This window comes from Candidatus Nitrosotalea sinensis (assembly GCF_900143675.1).
GTDB lineage: Archaea > Thermoproteota > Nitrososphaeria > Nitrososphaerales > Nitrosopumilaceae > Nitrosotalea > Nitrosotalea sinensis.
On record NZ_FRFC01000003.1, the window covers coordinates 356,227 to 369,539 of the forward strand.

The 13,313-nt window shown below is 35.6% G+C and carries 18 protein-coding genes and 2 tRNA genes; 9 read left to right on the forward strand and 11 right to left on the reverse strand.

Going from position 1 to position 13,313, the window contains the following annotated elements; all coding sequences use genetic code 11:
* Nucleotides 1-3: 3 nt before the first annotated feature.
* Nucleotides 4-390: a hypothetical protein gene (locus tag NSIN_RS03615; protein ID WP_101009428.1), complete on the reverse strand. Its 387-nt coding sequence runs from the start codon at nucleotides 388-390 to the stop codon at nucleotides 4-6.
* A gap of 403 nt (nucleotides 391-793) precedes the next feature.
* On the opposite strand from NSIN_RS03615, the gene NSIN_RS03620 reads away from it, so the two are divergent.
* Nucleotides 794-1,693, forward strand: coding sequence for a transcriptional regulator (locus tag NSIN_RS03620; protein ID WP_101009429.1), 900 nt, complete (start codon nucleotides 794-796; stop codon nucleotides 1,691-1,693).
* Here NSIN_RS03620 and NSIN_RS03625 read toward each other — a convergent pair.
* The 3 genes from NSIN_RS03625 to NSIN_RS03635 form a co-directional block, all read right to left on the reverse strand.
* Nucleotides 1,687-2,037 (reverse strand): DUF6659 family protein, encoded by a 351-nt coding sequence (locus NSIN_RS03625; protein ID WP_101009430.1) that lies wholly within the window; start codon nucleotides 2,035-2,037, stop codon nucleotides 1,687-1,689. The genes NSIN_RS03620 and NSIN_RS03625 overlap by 7 nt on opposite strands.
* A gap of 108 nt (nucleotides 2,038-2,145) precedes the next feature.
* Nucleotides 2,146-2,234 (reverse strand) — tRNA-Ile (locus NSIN_RS03630).
* A 24-nt stretch (nucleotides 2,235-2,258) separates the two neighbouring features.
* Nucleotides 2,259-2,819, reverse strand: a complete 561-nt coding sequence (locus tag NSIN_RS03635) for a thioredoxin family protein (protein ID WP_101009431.1) — start codon at nucleotides 2,817-2,819, stop codon at nucleotides 2,259-2,261.
* Nucleotides 2,820-2,904: 85 nt separating this feature from the next.
* Here NSIN_RS03635 and NSIN_RS03640 point away from each other — a divergent pair.
* Nucleotides 2,905-2,976: transfer RNA gene (locus NSIN_RS03640), tRNA-Ala, on the forward strand.
* Between the two features lie 13 nt (nucleotides 2,977-2,989).
* Here NSIN_RS03640 and NSIN_RS09410 read toward each other — a convergent pair.
* Together NSIN_RS09410 and NSIN_RS03645 are read right to left on the reverse strand one after the other, a co-directional pair.
* Nucleotides 2,990-3,136 (reverse strand): hypothetical protein, encoded by a 147-nt coding sequence (locus tag NSIN_RS09410; protein ID WP_165775229.1) that lies wholly within the window; start codon nucleotides 3,134-3,136, stop codon nucleotides 2,990-2,992.
* A gap of 200 nt (nucleotides 3,137-3,336) precedes the next feature.
* Entirely contained in the window at nucleotides 3,337-3,789 is a 453-nt protein-coding gene (locus NSIN_RS03645) for a hypothetical protein (RefSeq protein WP_101009432.1), read from the reverse strand.
* 236 nt (nucleotides 3,790-4,025) lie between these two features.
* Between NSIN_RS03645 and NSIN_RS03650 the strand changes: the two genes are divergently transcribed.
* Nucleotides 4,026-5,576, forward strand: a complete 1,551-nt coding sequence (locus tag NSIN_RS03650; RefSeq protein ID WP_101009433.1) for a beta-propeller fold lactonase family protein — start codon at nucleotides 4,026-4,028, stop codon at nucleotides 5,574-5,576.
* 158 nt (nucleotides 5,577-5,734) lie between these two features.
* Nucleotides 5,735-6,283 carry a GNAT family N-acetyltransferase gene (locus tag NSIN_RS03655; protein WP_101009434.1) on the forward strand — a complete coding sequence of 183 codons (549 nt, stop codon included), beginning with the start codon at nucleotides 5,735-5,737 and terminating at the stop codon, nucleotides 6,281-6,283.
* Between the two features lie 2 nt (nucleotides 6,284-6,285).
* On the opposite strand, the gene NSIN_RS03660 is transcribed toward NSIN_RS03655, so the two are convergent.
* Complete coding sequence (locus NSIN_RS03660) at nucleotides 6,286-6,561, reverse strand: hypothetical protein (RefSeq protein ID WP_101009435.1); 276 nt, start codon at nucleotides 6,559-6,561, stop codon at nucleotides 6,286-6,288.
* Nucleotides 6,562-6,861: 300 nt separating this feature from the next.
* Between NSIN_RS03660 and NSIN_RS03665 the strand changes: the two genes are divergently transcribed.
* Nucleotides 6,862-7,257 (forward strand): YidH family protein, encoded by a 396-nt coding sequence (locus tag NSIN_RS03665; protein WP_165775230.1) that lies wholly within the window; start codon nucleotides 6,862-6,864, stop codon nucleotides 7,255-7,257.
* Nucleotides 7,258-7,340: 83 nt separating this feature from the next.
* Here NSIN_RS03665 and NSIN_RS03670 read toward each other — a convergent pair whose 3' ends face one another.
* Nucleotides 7,341-8,138, reverse strand: coding sequence for a class I SAM-dependent methyltransferase (locus tag NSIN_RS03670; RefSeq protein WP_133124045.1), 798 nt, complete (start codon nucleotides 8,136-8,138; stop codon nucleotides 7,341-7,343).
* Nucleotides 8,139-8,614: 476 nt separating this feature from the next.
* Here NSIN_RS03670 and NSIN_RS03675 point away from each other — a divergent pair, with 476 nt between their 5' ends.
* A complete protein-coding gene (locus NSIN_RS03675; protein ID WP_101009438.1) occupies nucleotides 8,615-8,956 on the forward strand; it encodes a hypothetical protein in 342 nt (113 codons plus the stop codon).
* Between the two features lie 15 nt (nucleotides 8,957-8,971).
* A complete protein-coding gene (locus tag NSIN_RS03680) occupies nucleotides 8,972-10,039 on the forward strand; it encodes a YncE family protein (RefSeq protein WP_165775231.1) in 1,068 nt (355 codons plus the stop codon).
* On the opposite strand, the gene NSIN_RS03685 is transcribed toward NSIN_RS03680, so the two are convergent.
* Entirely contained in the window at nucleotides 10,040-10,633 is a 594-nt protein-coding gene (locus tag NSIN_RS03685) for a PadR family transcriptional regulator (RefSeq protein WP_101009440.1), read from the reverse strand. It lies immediately after the preceding gene.
* A 62-nt stretch (nucleotides 10,634-10,695) separates the two neighbouring features.
* Here NSIN_RS03685 and NSIN_RS03690 point away from each other — a divergent pair, with 62 nt between their 5' ends.
* Both NSIN_RS03690 and NSIN_RS09415 read left to right on the forward strand, forming a co-directional pair.
* On the forward strand, nucleotides 10,696-11,136 hold the full coding sequence (locus NSIN_RS03690) for a chromate resistance protein ChrB domain-containing protein (protein WP_101009441.1): 441 nt from the start codon (nucleotides 10,696-10,698) through the stop codon (nucleotides 11,134-11,136).
* Between the two features lie 95 nt (nucleotides 11,137-11,231).
* Entirely contained in the window at nucleotides 11,232-11,393 is a 162-nt protein-coding gene (locus NSIN_RS09415; RefSeq protein ID WP_165775232.1) for a hypothetical protein, read from the forward strand.
* A 105-nt stretch (nucleotides 11,394-11,498) separates the two neighbouring features.
* Here the strand turns inward: NSIN_RS09415 and NSIN_RS03695 are convergent, their stop codons facing one another.
* Together NSIN_RS03695 and NSIN_RS03700 are read right to left on the reverse strand one after the other, a co-directional pair.
* A complete protein-coding gene (locus NSIN_RS03695; RefSeq protein WP_101009442.1) occupies nucleotides 11,499-12,749 on the reverse strand; it encodes an NHL repeat-containing protein in 1,251 nt (416 codons plus the stop codon).
* A gap of 70 nt (nucleotides 12,750-12,819) precedes the next feature.
* Nucleotides 12,820-13,299, reverse strand: coding sequence for a peptidylprolyl isomerase (locus NSIN_RS03700; RefSeq protein WP_101010028.1), 480 nt, complete (start codon nucleotides 13,297-13,299; stop codon nucleotides 12,820-12,822).
* Nucleotides 13,300-13,313: the final 14 nt, after the last annotated feature.

Consider the following 13,313-nt stretch of genomic DNA (forward strand, 5'->3'; position numbering starts at 1 on the left):
TTCTTATCTCTGATGTTTAATTCCTCTAGCGTTTAGAACTTCATAAATCTCTGGAAGAGAAAATACGAATCCTACATGAACACAATTCTTTTCTTCACAAAGCAAGCAGTAGAGTTCATTATTCTGAACTGCAACCTCTGCTATTCTATTTTTGATATTATCCTTTATGACTACTCTGTCACCATCAACGGATATTTTCTCAAGCTTTGGTGCATATCTTGCAAAGGTATCGTCTTTTTGCATCAAGTCTTCCATCATGTAAGTTATGTAACCTGCAAAACTATTGACACCTTTCATTGCAAGCTCATGCTTACTTTTCTTGTAAACATCGTGGAATCTATTGTAGACTTCTTCTGAAATTGTTATTGATTTGAAACCTGCTTTTGGCATATTACTTATCTATACCGTACTTTAAAGTACAAATATTTAACAGTTTTGGCTGTAAATGTTCTAACCAATTGTTATCTACCTACAAATCATGTAATTATCTAACTTTCAAGTAACTTGGCATTGTTCAGATGAAATCATTTCAACAATGAGTGTCTTTCTGTATGTACTAGGTGTGTATCTGTGCAATTTTTTTGTTTTATCTTTTAAATATTTGGTATCTTTTCTGCGTTTTTTTTATTTACTTTTTTGGTGATTTGATTGATAGTGCGCTAGTAGTATACCACATACCACGCTCACATAACTTGGACCAACCAGACCATACCAAAGTACCGGTCAACAAGGACCAAATTTTGGTCCTTGTTGATTTTATTAATGCTATATACTGGAATAACACACGGGGTTTGTGGCCAGAGAATATAATTTAGAAAAGATACGCGAGAAATTGATTGATACACTAGGGTCATCTAAAACAGGATTAACAGGAATAGAGATTTCTGAAGAGCTTGGAATCAATCGCGTTACCATGTCTAAATATCTGAAAATTTTTGCAGGAGAGGGCTTGATAAAACAAAAAAACATGGGAAGTGTCAATCTCTGGTTCATAGAAGATGGTGTGGATAAGCTTAGTTTTCCAGCTGATTTTTTCCAGGTAAAAAATCGATATCTGGACTATGTTTTATCTGGGTCTGCCCGTGAAGCACATACTCTAATACGTACATCCCTTCACTCTGGAGCAACTCCTGCCAAGATTGTAAGTGAAATAATAATCCCAACCATTGAGGCAGTTGAGAATTCATATGATAGTGGAAAAATAGGAAGATCCGAGAAGAATTTTCTTGATGAATTAATTTCTACTTCTATTTCTCTTATAGGTCTCTTAGAAGAGGAAGTTGATCCTAAAAAAAACATGGTAATTTTATCTACTGATTATCAAAATGCACTTTTTGCACAGGCTGTCTCTTCCGTACTCCGTACTCAAAAATGGAGAGTCTCATTGCTTGGAGATATGTCTTCTGCAATCGATGTTATGTTTGACATTGATTTGCAGAGGTTTCTCAATAAAGTGTGGTCAAAACGTGAAGGTGTTATGATTGTAACAATTTTTTCCTCAAAAGAAAGTGAGATCAAATTTTTCTCCCAGGCAGTAAATACAAGTGCAGAAAGATTTGGAAAAAATTTTCATCTTGCATTGTGTACAAAGGTTGCAAAAAAAACAAAGGTCAATGCTGATTTTGTATCAAATGATGTTGAAGCGCTACTACAGTGGTGCCAAACTGTATTTGAAAGTTATAAAAATCAATGATTGATTATATCCAGAATATTGAATGGGAGCTTGGAAAAATCAATATCCTTCTCAACTGAAATCAATAGAATATTTTCCTCTACTGGGAAACTCATGATTATCAATTTGTCTCTGTATGACATGGCAAATTTCACTGGGCCTAAGACCTTGTCAAACTCCTTTCTCATTCTTGCTCTTAAAACTAATTCCATGTATAGCATCTCATCATCTTTTGAATCTTCAAGAGACTTGAATCCTGATCTCATCCCTCCTGCAATTAGTCTGCCATTTTCATTTATCACGCCTGCAAACCTTATTCGTGAATCTAAATCTAAGACCTGTTTGCATAGTTCGTCCTTTTCCATATTGTATCACTTCTTACCCAAAAGATATGCTGGTAGCTTAAATCTTGACAACAAAAGTGTAACAAGTTCTTCCTATTTATCGAAATCTATTGTATGTGGAATAGAATATGGGCCGAATGGGATTTGAACCCACGACCTTTCGATATCTGAATAATCTTTATCAGTCGAACGCTCCAGCCAAGCTGAGCTATCGGCCCGAAATTTTTTTGCCCAACTGTCATTTAAGTCTGCTGGCTTTTCCATTTGATGGAGCAGCCCATAGATGGGTCAAAATCTTTCTCTATCTTCTTTTCTGAAAGAATCTTCTCTATGTTTAGTATCATTGTTTTTTCTGTAGGCTTGTCTTCAGGTTTCATTGCATTGTCTATTCTTCCGTGAAAAACAAGTTTTCCTTCTTTATCAAAGAGAAACGGATCCGGAGTACAAACTGCACCATATTTTTTTGCAATCTCCTGGGTTTCATCTACCAGGTATGTGAATTTCAAACCCTTTTCTTTTGCAAATTTTTTCATGTTTTCAAAACTGTCATCTGGATATTTGGTTGAATCATTACTGTTAATTCCTATCATTGCAATCTTTCCTTTGAATTTATCGTAGATCTCATTAATTGCATCTACTTTGGCTTGTACATATGGACAATGATTGCACATGAAAATTACTAATTTCGCTTTATAGTCTTTGTATTCTGCAAAGGAATGTTTCTTATCATCAATTCCTAAAAGATTAAAGTCTGGAGCCTTGTCTCCTGCATTTAAGACTATTTCTGATTTTAATAATACCATGAATATTTCGATGAATATTATCAATAAAATCTTTACCACCTAAAGGCAACAATTAAAATCTAAGCGGTTTTCTCATTCCTGTAACGGGCTGGTAGTTCAGCGGTAGAATACTCGCCTTGCACGCGAGGGGTCAGGGGTTCAAATCCCCTCCAGTCCACTCTATACGAGGGTTAAACATCTCGTGTTCTGAACCCAAAATTTTCAAATACTGCCTTTTCTCCGGGCAAAGTTGCCAAAAATCTCCAGCCCTGTGAAATCATTTTTTCAACTTGATCAACACTGACAACAATCTGAATTGGTTGTTCTGTTGTCGTCAAGTTTTCTGACAATAAGAAAGAAAAAAAGATCTTCAACGAATAAAGTCTGGTACCTAACATCTTAACTTTTACGAGATGTAGCAGATTTTTACGCCTAATTGAGGGGGTAAACCATTTTTACTGCTTGTCGATGAATTCATTTGGGTTCAGACTTGTGAGGATTTGAATCTTGCAGATTTAGTTTTATCTTTTTTATCAAGTTATTGCAAGAAGTTTTGAAATTGTATCAATACCATGAGAGATCCTACTGATACATGCAAGTATACATTCGTGCAAGTAGATACAAACCTAATTGATTTTTTACCCTTCCATTTCTTGCCAACATCCAAAGGTATCAAAAAACCATTCTCAATTAGTTTCAAAATTCTTCTATATGAGGTAGTTTGTGAACCGATGCAATTAGAGGAAATCTCCATTATAGTATGTGGGATTGATGCGTATTCAAGAATTTGACGGTTTAATGGATTCCCATATGTATCAAATATTAATTCAGCTATTTTTTTATCTGTAATGTAAAAAAATTTTTCATTCCTGTTATTTTCATAATGTTTGCCATCTGCGTTTAAAATCTTATTCTGCAATCTGATGGTAGCTATCTTGTTAATGTCTTTACCATTCATTTCTATAAAGAATTGATTGGAATCATCAGACATAGTTCTAATGTCTATGGAATCTAATATTTAACCAAATAAGTTTGGTGTCCTTTGATTTTATAAAATGAATTTTTTAAACAATAGGATCGAATATTATTTTTGAAATATTGGTTACGATTTTGTAAAATTTATAATGTTTGTATTTTCATTTTTGAAAGATCATTGATATACTCAAACACTATCTGATAATATGATTTTGAACAATCACATAGATACAATAAGGATGGAAATTACAAATGAATGTAAATCTGAATAGGCTAACATTTGTCTTCACATTAATTCTTGTTGTAACTTTATCTTCACAATCTATACTTTCAATGAATCAATCACATTACGCTTTTGCAGATAGTGTAACTGCCACAATCACAACTGGCACAGGTCCTTACGGAGTAGCTGTCAATCCCAATACAAATACCGTGTATGTAGGCAATAGTGGTGGTAATACAGGCGACACTGTTTCTGTAATCAACGGTGCAACTAATGCAGTTACAGCTACAATCACTGTTGGCACAGTTGCTCCTCAAGGAATAGCAGTCAACCCCAACACAAATACCGTCTATGTAGCCACTGCTAACGGCAATACTGGTGCTGGTAACACTATTTCTGTAATCAACGGTGCAACTAATGCAGTTACATCTACAATCAACGTTGGCCACGAACCTGTAGGAATTGCAGTCAACCCTAACACAAATACAATCTATGTAACCAATTATGGATCAGGCTATGGGGACACTGTTTCTGTAATAGATGGCAACACTAATGCAGTTACATCTACAATCAACGTTGGCCAAGGTCCTGTCGGAATAGCAGTCAACCCTAACACAAATACCATTTATGTTACAAATGAAAATAGTAACACCGTTTCTGTAATAGATGGCAACACTAATGCAGTTACATCTACAATCAACGTTGGCACAGGTACTTTTGGTATCGCAGTCAATTCCAATACAAATACTGCATATGCAAGCAGTATTGGAAGCAGCACAGTCAATGCCGTTTATGTAATCAACGGTGCAACTAATGCAGTTACATCTACAATTCCTGTTGGCTTACAACCTCAAGGAGTTGCAGTCAATCCTACTACAAATAATATCTATGTTGCCAACCAAGGACTTGGTGCTGGTAACACTGTTTCTGTAATAGATGGCAACACTAATGCAGTTACATCTACAATTACTGTCGGAACAGGTCCTAATGGTATTGCAGTCAACCCCAACACAAATACTGTCTATGTAACCAATTACGGAAATGGAGGTACAGGCAATACAGTCTCAGTAATATCTACATCTACTACTGATACAACTTCGCCAGTTCTAACTGTACCTCAAGACATCACAGTATCTCCAACAAGTACAGCGGGTGCTGTTGTAACCTTTACTGTTTCTGCAACAGATCCAGATGATACTGCCAGTACACCTGTATGCGATACAGCATCCGGCTCGACATTTCCAATTGGCACTACTACAGTAACATGTACCTCGACAGATACTCACGGTAACACTGGATCAGCATCGTTTACGGTCACAGTTCTTACACCAACTCAAGCATCACAACAGCTTACTACTACAATAACTAACATGAACTTGTCAAGTGGACAAACCTCAAGCCTCAATTCCCAGCTTACATCTGCAATAAACTCCCTTAATTCAAATCAAAATACTCAAGCAAAGAATCAACTTAACGCATTCATAAATCATGTTAATGCACAAACAGGAAAAACAATCACACAAGCTCAAGCTGTTCAGTTGATAGGTGCTGCACAAAATATTATAAAATCAATACCATAAATTTCTAAAATAAACATTAAGGAAAAGAATCTTGTAAACAAATCTTCAGGTTCCGACTTGTAAGGATTTGAATCTTGCAAATTTTGAATTAAAAAATAAAACGAAGAATTAATACAAAGTTTAATTTTTATTAAATTAATTCTGTATCTATTTCCAAAATGATTTTCAACACACAACCCCTGTTAGAAAATGACAAAGTAATTCTTTATCCTTTACAAGAAAAAGATTTTGAAGATTTGTATGCAGTAGCTTCAGATCCTAAAATATGGGAGCAGCATCCAAATAAGGACCGATGGAAAAAAGACGTATTTCACACATTCTTTGATGGAGCAATCCAAAGCAAAGGAGCTTTTAAAATTGTGGATAGAGCAACAGGAAATGTAATAGGAAGTACACGGTTTTACGATTACAATCAAAAAGAAGATCACATATTCATAGGCTATACATTTTATGCCACACCTTATTGGGGCAAAGGCATCAACCAATCAGTAAAAGTAATGATGCTTGATTATATTTTTCAATTCGTTTCAAAGGTACGTTTTCACATTGGGGAAAACAACATTCGTTCTCAAATAGCCATCAGTCGCTTGGGCGCAGAAAAAATCGCTGAACAGGAAGTGACATATTTTGGAGAGTCTCTGCGCCTAAATTTTGTATATGAAATCAGCAAACAAAAGTGGGAAACATATCGAAGTAAGAAATATTGATTTTACACACCAGCGTCTTTACCAATCCTTGATGCCATCTTAATGATCTCTTGTTCCTTCAAATTTCCAAAGATTTTGATAAAAACAGTTTTGTTAATACTGACTAGTCCAATTTGTGGCTGGAATACATCCCAATCCAGAAATTTCTTAAGAGCTTGGTTTACAAGTGTGTTGGTGCTTATGTCTTTATTCCTAGATTCATTGCGTAATTTTGTAATGATGTCATCATTCAATCTGAAGGTGATGGTGGATGTTTTCTTTGTTCCACTTGTTATCATATGATGTGTCTCATGTTGAAGTATTTACGAGATAATTAACATTGTCAACTGATTTTGTTACGGAATGTTTTTCTTCTATTAGCGTATTCTGTGATTGTACCAAAAGCTTTAACAAATACTTGATTGAAAATATGCTTCTGTTTATTATAAAATAATTTAATGTTTATACTACAATCAGTTAAAATGTAAAAATGGTTTAGCATTTTGAAATTCATTTGTTTGCATGACACTTGGTTGACTTTCAAGAATATTGTAAATGAAAAACCAAACCTTATAGGTCCAAAATATTAGCTTCAGATATTGTCTGCAGAAGATAGAAAACCAGATCGTTCTACACAACACCTAGCAAATGAACGTACTTTTCTTGCATGGATACGCACTTGCATAGCCATCATGGGATTAGGTTTTGTAGTTGCAAGATTCAGTCTATTTCTTAGAGAATTCAGCATCCTTACAAAAAATCAGACAATTCCGCCAAACTTGCCGTCGCAGTCCTCCTCAACCATACTTGGTATGAGTATGATTGGTCTTGGAATTTTATTGATAATTTACGCATTGATAAATTATCTCAAAGCTCAGAAGGACATAGAAGCAGGAAAATATCTACCACGACACTCTACGATGTACATAGCAAGTATCGGTCTTGCTATGTTTGGAGCCATAGTGCTTGTCTATTTGATTCTAATATCTTCTTGATTATACTACGAGTTTCATGATCTTTTAGCAAGATTCGGGTTGTTCCTATGTTATCAGAATTAGACATGAGAAAATTTGGTCACTTACTGTTTGTTTTCAATTACAAGCAATGTATTCTGATCCTTCCATGTTATTTTGTCTAGATCATCATAATGATTCAATATGTTTTGCACAAATCTGTGCAATGCTTCTCGAAATTCATGTTTTTTATAAAACTTAAAAGTTGAATAATGGTGATTTTTTGCCTGTTCTACAAGTTTTTCCAGTGGATAGACTCTACTGTGTTCAAAAAACTTGACCGAATTGATGTTCAGGTTTGGATCTTTCTCAAAAGCTAATTTTAACTCATCTAGCTCATAAAGACGATTTTCTTTTTTCTCAAATAAAGGAAAATGCATTCCCCAGATAGTCTTTGCATTCTGGTCTCTCAATCTAGTGTATATGAATAATCTTCCATTGTTTTTGAGTACTCTTGAAGATTCTTTTAAGAAATTTTGCAGTGAAAAATGATGAACTGCATTAAATGACATGACACAATCAAGCGAGTCTGTTTGTAACGGTATTTTGTGAGAATCACTTCGTATTGGAGTAAAATTTGTAATATTGTTGCTTACAAAATGCTCCTTTAGTTGTCGTAACATTTCTCTATTATTATCAAGACAAAAAAGATGACATTTTTCTCCCAAATGTTGAGCTAACTTGAGACTGTATCTGCCTGTACCACATCCGATATCTACCGCATGTATTTTTGGGAGGTGTTGAAGCTTGTTAGTGATAAACAATATGGGTCCAAGATCTGTGGTTCTCAATTCACGATAACGTGGAGCAATATGTAAAAAATGATCATACATTTTATTTAATGTGGATTTTTTTCGTGTCATTTTCAATTTTTATAAACCTGAATTTTTATGGTTTTAAAATCTTGCCCATAACAAATAAAAACTATGAAAATTTTTGATGAAAACCTATGAAAGTTTAATCTTGTGTTTCTGTTATTAAAAATAGAATCTCGTTAGTTGATGTAAACAGAATCAGAATAAAATTCTACAGGCATGTGATTTTCTCATTCTTGAAAATCACGATATAATGTTATACTGATTTGTTAGCGAACAATCAATGACTGATCTACGCCGCCACATGGGGCTTTTTTCAACCGCCCTGTATGAGGTTGGCATAATTCTTGGTGCTGGAATCTAGAATTTTCATGATTGAGGTGACAACATTACTTTTTGTCGTGCTTGGAAATGAAATAAAAATTAAGGAAAGGTTTTTGGATTTGAACTTGATCGTGTGCCAATTATTTGATCTCAAAAGACTCTTAAATAAGTAGATGATCTACCTAGGTAGTAGATCTACTATGAGAAAATCTCTGGTCACAGGAGCAATCGGCGGTGGAGCCGCAGTGGTCATAGTTTTTCTATTCGTGTTTAATGGCTCCACCTCTCAATATTCTCTGTATGTTGATGCAAGAACAGAATCAGGAGATGGCGTCTCAGAATCACATGTAACTCTTTTAAATTCAGGTTCTAGTGCATTAACAAATCTCAAAATCAATTATGGCAACTATACAGACAAGATTCCAATACTCAAGCCTGGAGAGCGAGTGATCTTATCACCACCATCTTCATCAACTACAGTGACTGTTACTGATGATCAAGGTATCACAATAAAAAAACCATTCCAGCAATTCAATGAATAGATGATTTTGACATCAATGACAAACAAAAAAATCTATTTTGGCATTATTGGTATGGCTGGTGCAGTAATCATGGCGACATTGCTAATCTATTCAACAGAAAACATTGGAAAAAATGAAAATAAAGAAAACCTAGTACAGTCCAAACTTAATTCATCATCACTTAAGCTAATTCAAACTATACAACTGCCAAATGTTTCTGGAAGAATTGATCACATGGATATTGATCTTGATGGAAAAAGATTGTTTGTATCTGAGCTAGGAAATAATTCAGTTGATGTTATAGATCTTACAACAGAAAAACACATCAAATCAATTACTGGTCTACATGAGCCTCAAGGTATTGTATTTGTCCCTAACACAAACAAAATTTTTGTTGCAAACGGACAAGATGGAACAGTTCAGATTTTTGATGCTAGCACATACTCTCTTGTAAATACAATATCTCTTACAGGTGATGCTGACAACATCCATTATGATCAATATCAGAAACTGGTATACGTTGGGTTTGGAAATGGAGGCTTGGCAATAATAGATCCCACAAAACTAGAATTGCTTGATATCATAAAACTCGATGGACATCCAGAATCATTTCAGATTTCAGACAAATTACAACCTGGAATCTTTGTCAATGTTCCAGAAGACAACTCAATAGCAATAATTGATGCTCAAAAAAGAACCATATCTACAAAGTGGCAAAATAGTGAAGCAGGTGGAAATTACCCCATGGCATTAGATGATGGTAACCATAGGCTCTTTATAGTCTACAGATCCCCCTCTCAGCTTCAAGTAATCAACACAGATACTGGTAAACCTGTAGCAAAATTAGACATTGTAAAAGATGCTGACGACATATTCTTTGATAATAAAACTGGACAAATCTACATCACAGGAGGCGAAGGATACTTGGATGTAATATCCCAAAAAGATGCTAACAACTACCAAGAAATAGCAAAGACACCAACTGGTGATGGAGGTAGAACTTCTCTTTTTGTACCACAGTTGGATAGGCTCTACATAGCAGTTCCTGATTATTCTGGATCTGATGCAAAGTTACTAGTGTTTGAAACCCACAAAATTCAATAATTATTTAGAACCGCGCTTGTGTTTTTCATTCCATTCAAATTCTATGTGAATTTCAAACTTGTCCTTTCCTTCTTTTGTCTTTTCCTTAGCATAAAGAAATTTGAACTCAAGTGGATCAGTTGGATTTTTCACAGAAACTTTCTTTGAAGATGGAATTATCTTGCTCATCTCAAGATTGTCTTTACTTTGCAATGATTTTCCAAGATTCGAAAAGATCTTGACTAGATCATCTTTTGAGATTTCAGATTTGTGGCGAAATACAGCTTGATGAGTCTCCCAGTGATTTTCTATTATCTCTGCCATCTTTGACCAGTGTACCATTGATTCTGCAAGTTCATCTTCTCCTTTTTTTGTTATAGCATAATGCTTTCTGTCAGGTGCCTTGTCCATAAACTCAACTTTACTTGTAACTGATTTGTTTTCTTCAAGTTTTTCTAAAGCTGGATATATGGTACCTGTTTTAGGTTTCCAGTATCCGGAGAATTTTTTCTCAAGTTCTTTAATTATTTCATAACCATACATTGGACGCTCTGCCAGTAAGAGAAGTAGCCACAAGGAAACTGCACCCACCTTCATTCCTTTTTGTTTTATCATGATTTTACTACATATAGGATTAAACAAGTCTTATATGTAGATTATCTACATAGTGTATTCTAATGAAATGGGTAACAAGAGAGCATGCAAAGGTGGACAGGATTGCTTGCCCCTGGTTAATCAAGAACTTTGTAGACAAGGATGCAGAGTTTCTCTTTGTTCCTGCTGATAGTGTAATGCAGACTGCAAAGGAGAAAAACGCCACACCGTATGATGTATCAAATGTTGAACTTGGTCATCATGGAGAAGAATGCTCTTTTGATGCCATTGTGAAAAAATATGGTTTGGACAAGAAGGATAAGGCACTAGTCGAGGTAGCAAAGATAGTTCGAGGTGCAGATACTCCAAACAGATCTCTGACACCCCAATCTGAAGGTCTACTTGCCATAGCATATGGCTTTAGCATGAATGCAAAAGATGACCATGACAACATGAGTAAACAGTTTTACGTATATGATGCCCTTTACAGTTTTTGCAAATGGAAGTTAAAGCAGCCAAATTAGCTAGTCTTAAACTACGATAAATTTGCATTATTGAAAACCTAGATCTTGTTTAATAGTAAGAAGTGATAAAATAAAAAAATAACATGACTAGGGACATGAGAGGAATTTGTGTCGACTGTGGATTTCAAGTCCGAGGAGATACATTAGATGATTTAGATGAGAGCTTTACATTACATTTTGAAAATGATGGTCATGATACCTACTATTTTGTAGATAAAGAAGGCAAAAAAATAGAAAGAGATGTTTCTAAATTATAACTATTTTTTAACTAGATTGTAATTGTTTATTCAATTTCTTCTAGATGAAAATTCTAAAATTATGCCAATAAGTTAATTTCGAAAAATTAATTTAGGAATTGCGTTCTATGCTCTAAATTTTATCCTAGATAGCATTGTAACTGATGCAAAGCCTATTACAAGCAATATTGCAGCAATAGGAAATTCTGGCACTGTGGCCTGTGCTAATGAATATCCTAGTACTCTGTCGTTAAGAAAATCTACAATCCATAGATTGCCTGATGGGTCAAATCCAATACCATAGGGATTATTCAATCCAGTTGCTGTGAGCGCGCCAGTGCCTGTAGTAAAACTGGGCTGGCCTATTACTGTAGTTGCAGCCTCACCATTTGTAAATCCTGTTCCTTTTAGGAACTCTAGTGCCCTGTTGCCAGGTTGATCTGTAACCCATAGGTTACCTGACGAGTCAAATGCAATGCCATAAGGACCAATAAATCCCGTTGCAGTGAGCGCACTAGTATTTGTAGTAAAGTTTGGCTGGCCTATTACTGTAGTTGCAGCCTCGCCAGTAGAAAGAGGCGTAGTGTACTCTATTACTCTCTTGTTATCTTGATCTGTAACCCATAGGTTACCTGACGAGTCAAATGCAAGATCATAAGGAACACACAACTCTGTTGCTGTAGTAACGCAATTATTTGTAGTAAAGTTTGGCTGGCCTATTACTGTAGTTGCAGCCTCGCCATTAGAAAATGGTGCAGTATATTCTAACACTCTGTCATTATACTCATCTACAACCCATAAGTTACCTGATGAATCAAATTTAAGACTAGAAGGAAAATGCAATCCCGTTGCAGTGAGCGCACTAGTATTTGTAGTAAAGTTTGGCTGGCCTATTACAAGAGATGCTGCCTCGCCATTAGAAAATGGTTTTTTATATTCTAGTACTCTGCTGTTGTAAAAATCTGCGACCCATAAGTTACCTGACGAGTCAAATGCAAGACCAGAAGTACCATTTTCTCCAGTTGCTGTGGTGGCCTTGGCAAATGAAGTAAAGTTTGGTTGGCCTATTACTGTAGTTGCAGCCTCGCCATTAGAAAATGGTGCAGTGTACTCTAACACTCTATTGTTGCCATCATCTGCGACCCATAAGTTACCTGACGAGTCAAATGCAAGACCGATAGGAGAATTCTCTCTAGTTGCGTTGGGAGTAAAATCATTTGTAGTAAAGCTTGATTGGCCTATTACTGTAGTTGCACTCTGCCCGTTGGTAAAAGCATATGCAGCTAAATTTAATGGAAGGATACATGCGGTAAAACCAAGAACAAGTAATACGATGAAGGTTTTTCTTAAAGTCACATTAAGATGATTCTTAATCAACGAATCGAGTTTTTTGTAGTTCTATATATGCGATTTCTATTTTGATAAAAAACTAAAAGGAATTTTGTATCTACTCTGAGATTGTAATGCGAAGAATTTTAGCCTCTATGTCGGGGCAGTCATTCTTGCCTCTTGGAAGGCGGCCTATCTTGTCGGCAACTTCCATGCCACTCTTTACCTCACCAAACGCTGTATACTGGCCATCAAGAAATGTGCTGTCGCCTGTTACGATGAAAAACTGTGAACCTGCACTGTTAGGATCATCAGACCTTGCCATTGAGACAACGCCTCTCACATGTGGTTTTGAATTAAATTCCGCCCTTATGGTATATCCAGGTCCTCCCATCCCCCAGCTGCTTTTGTTTGGTTGCTTTGTATTTGGATCTCCTCCCTGAATCATAAATCCGGGTATTATCCTGTGGAAAAGTATGCCGTCATAAAAATTGGACTTGGCCAGTTTGACAAAGTTCCTTACAGTCTCAGGAGCATAATTTGGTAATAGTTCGAAAACAATATTTCCAAAGTTAGTCTCTATTGTAGCCTGTTGCACATTTTTACAAACAG

Coding starts and splice junctions, on each gene's coding strand:
- NSIN_RS03615 (WP_101009428.1), bottom strand. CDS start 390: ATGCCAAAAGCAGGTTTCAAATCAATAACAATTTCAGAAGAAGTCTAC.
- NSIN_RS03625 (WP_101009430.1), bottom strand. CDS start 2,037: ATGGAAAAGGACGAACTATGCAAACAGGTCTTAGATTTAGATTCACGA.
- NSIN_RS03635 (WP_101009431.1), bottom strand. CDS start 2,819: ATGGTATTATTAAAATCAGAAATAGTCTTAAATGCAGGAGACAAGGCT.
- NSIN_RS03645 (WP_101009432.1), bottom strand. CDS start 3,789: ATGTCTGATGATTCCAATCAATTCTTTATAGAAATGAATGGTAAAGAC.
- NSIN_RS03650 (WP_101009433.1), top strand. CDS start 4,026: ATGAATGTAAATCTGAATAGGCTAACATTTGTCTTCACATTAATTCTT.
- NSIN_RS03655 (WP_101009434.1), top strand. CDS start 5,735: ATGATTTTCAACACACAACCCCTGTTAGAAAATGACAAAGTAATTCTT.
- NSIN_RS03660 (WP_101009435.1), bottom strand. CDS start 6,561: ATGATAACAAGTGGAACAAAGAAAACATCCACCATCACCTTCAGATTG.
- NSIN_RS03670 (WP_133124045.1), bottom strand. CDS start 8,138: ATGACACGAAAAAAATCCACATTAAATAAAATGTATGATCATTTTTTA.
- NSIN_RS03675 (WP_101009438.1), top strand. CDS start 8,615: ATGAGAAAATCTCTGGTCACAGGAGCAATCGGCGGTGGAGCCGCAGTG.
- NSIN_RS03680 (WP_165775231.1), top strand. CDS start 8,972: ATGACAAACAAAAAAATCTATTTTGGCATTATTGGTATGGCTGGTGCA.
- NSIN_RS03685 (WP_101009440.1), bottom strand. CDS start 10,633: ATGATAAAACAAAAAGGAATGAAGGTGGGTGCAGTTTCCTTGTGGCTA.
- NSIN_RS03690 (WP_101009441.1), top strand. CDS start 10,696: ATGAAATGGGTAACAAGAGAGCATGCAAAGGTGGACAGGATTGCTTGC.
- NSIN_RS09415 (WP_165775232.1), top strand. CDS start 11,232: ATGAGAGGAATTTGTGTCGACTGTGGATTTCAAGTCCGAGGAGATACA.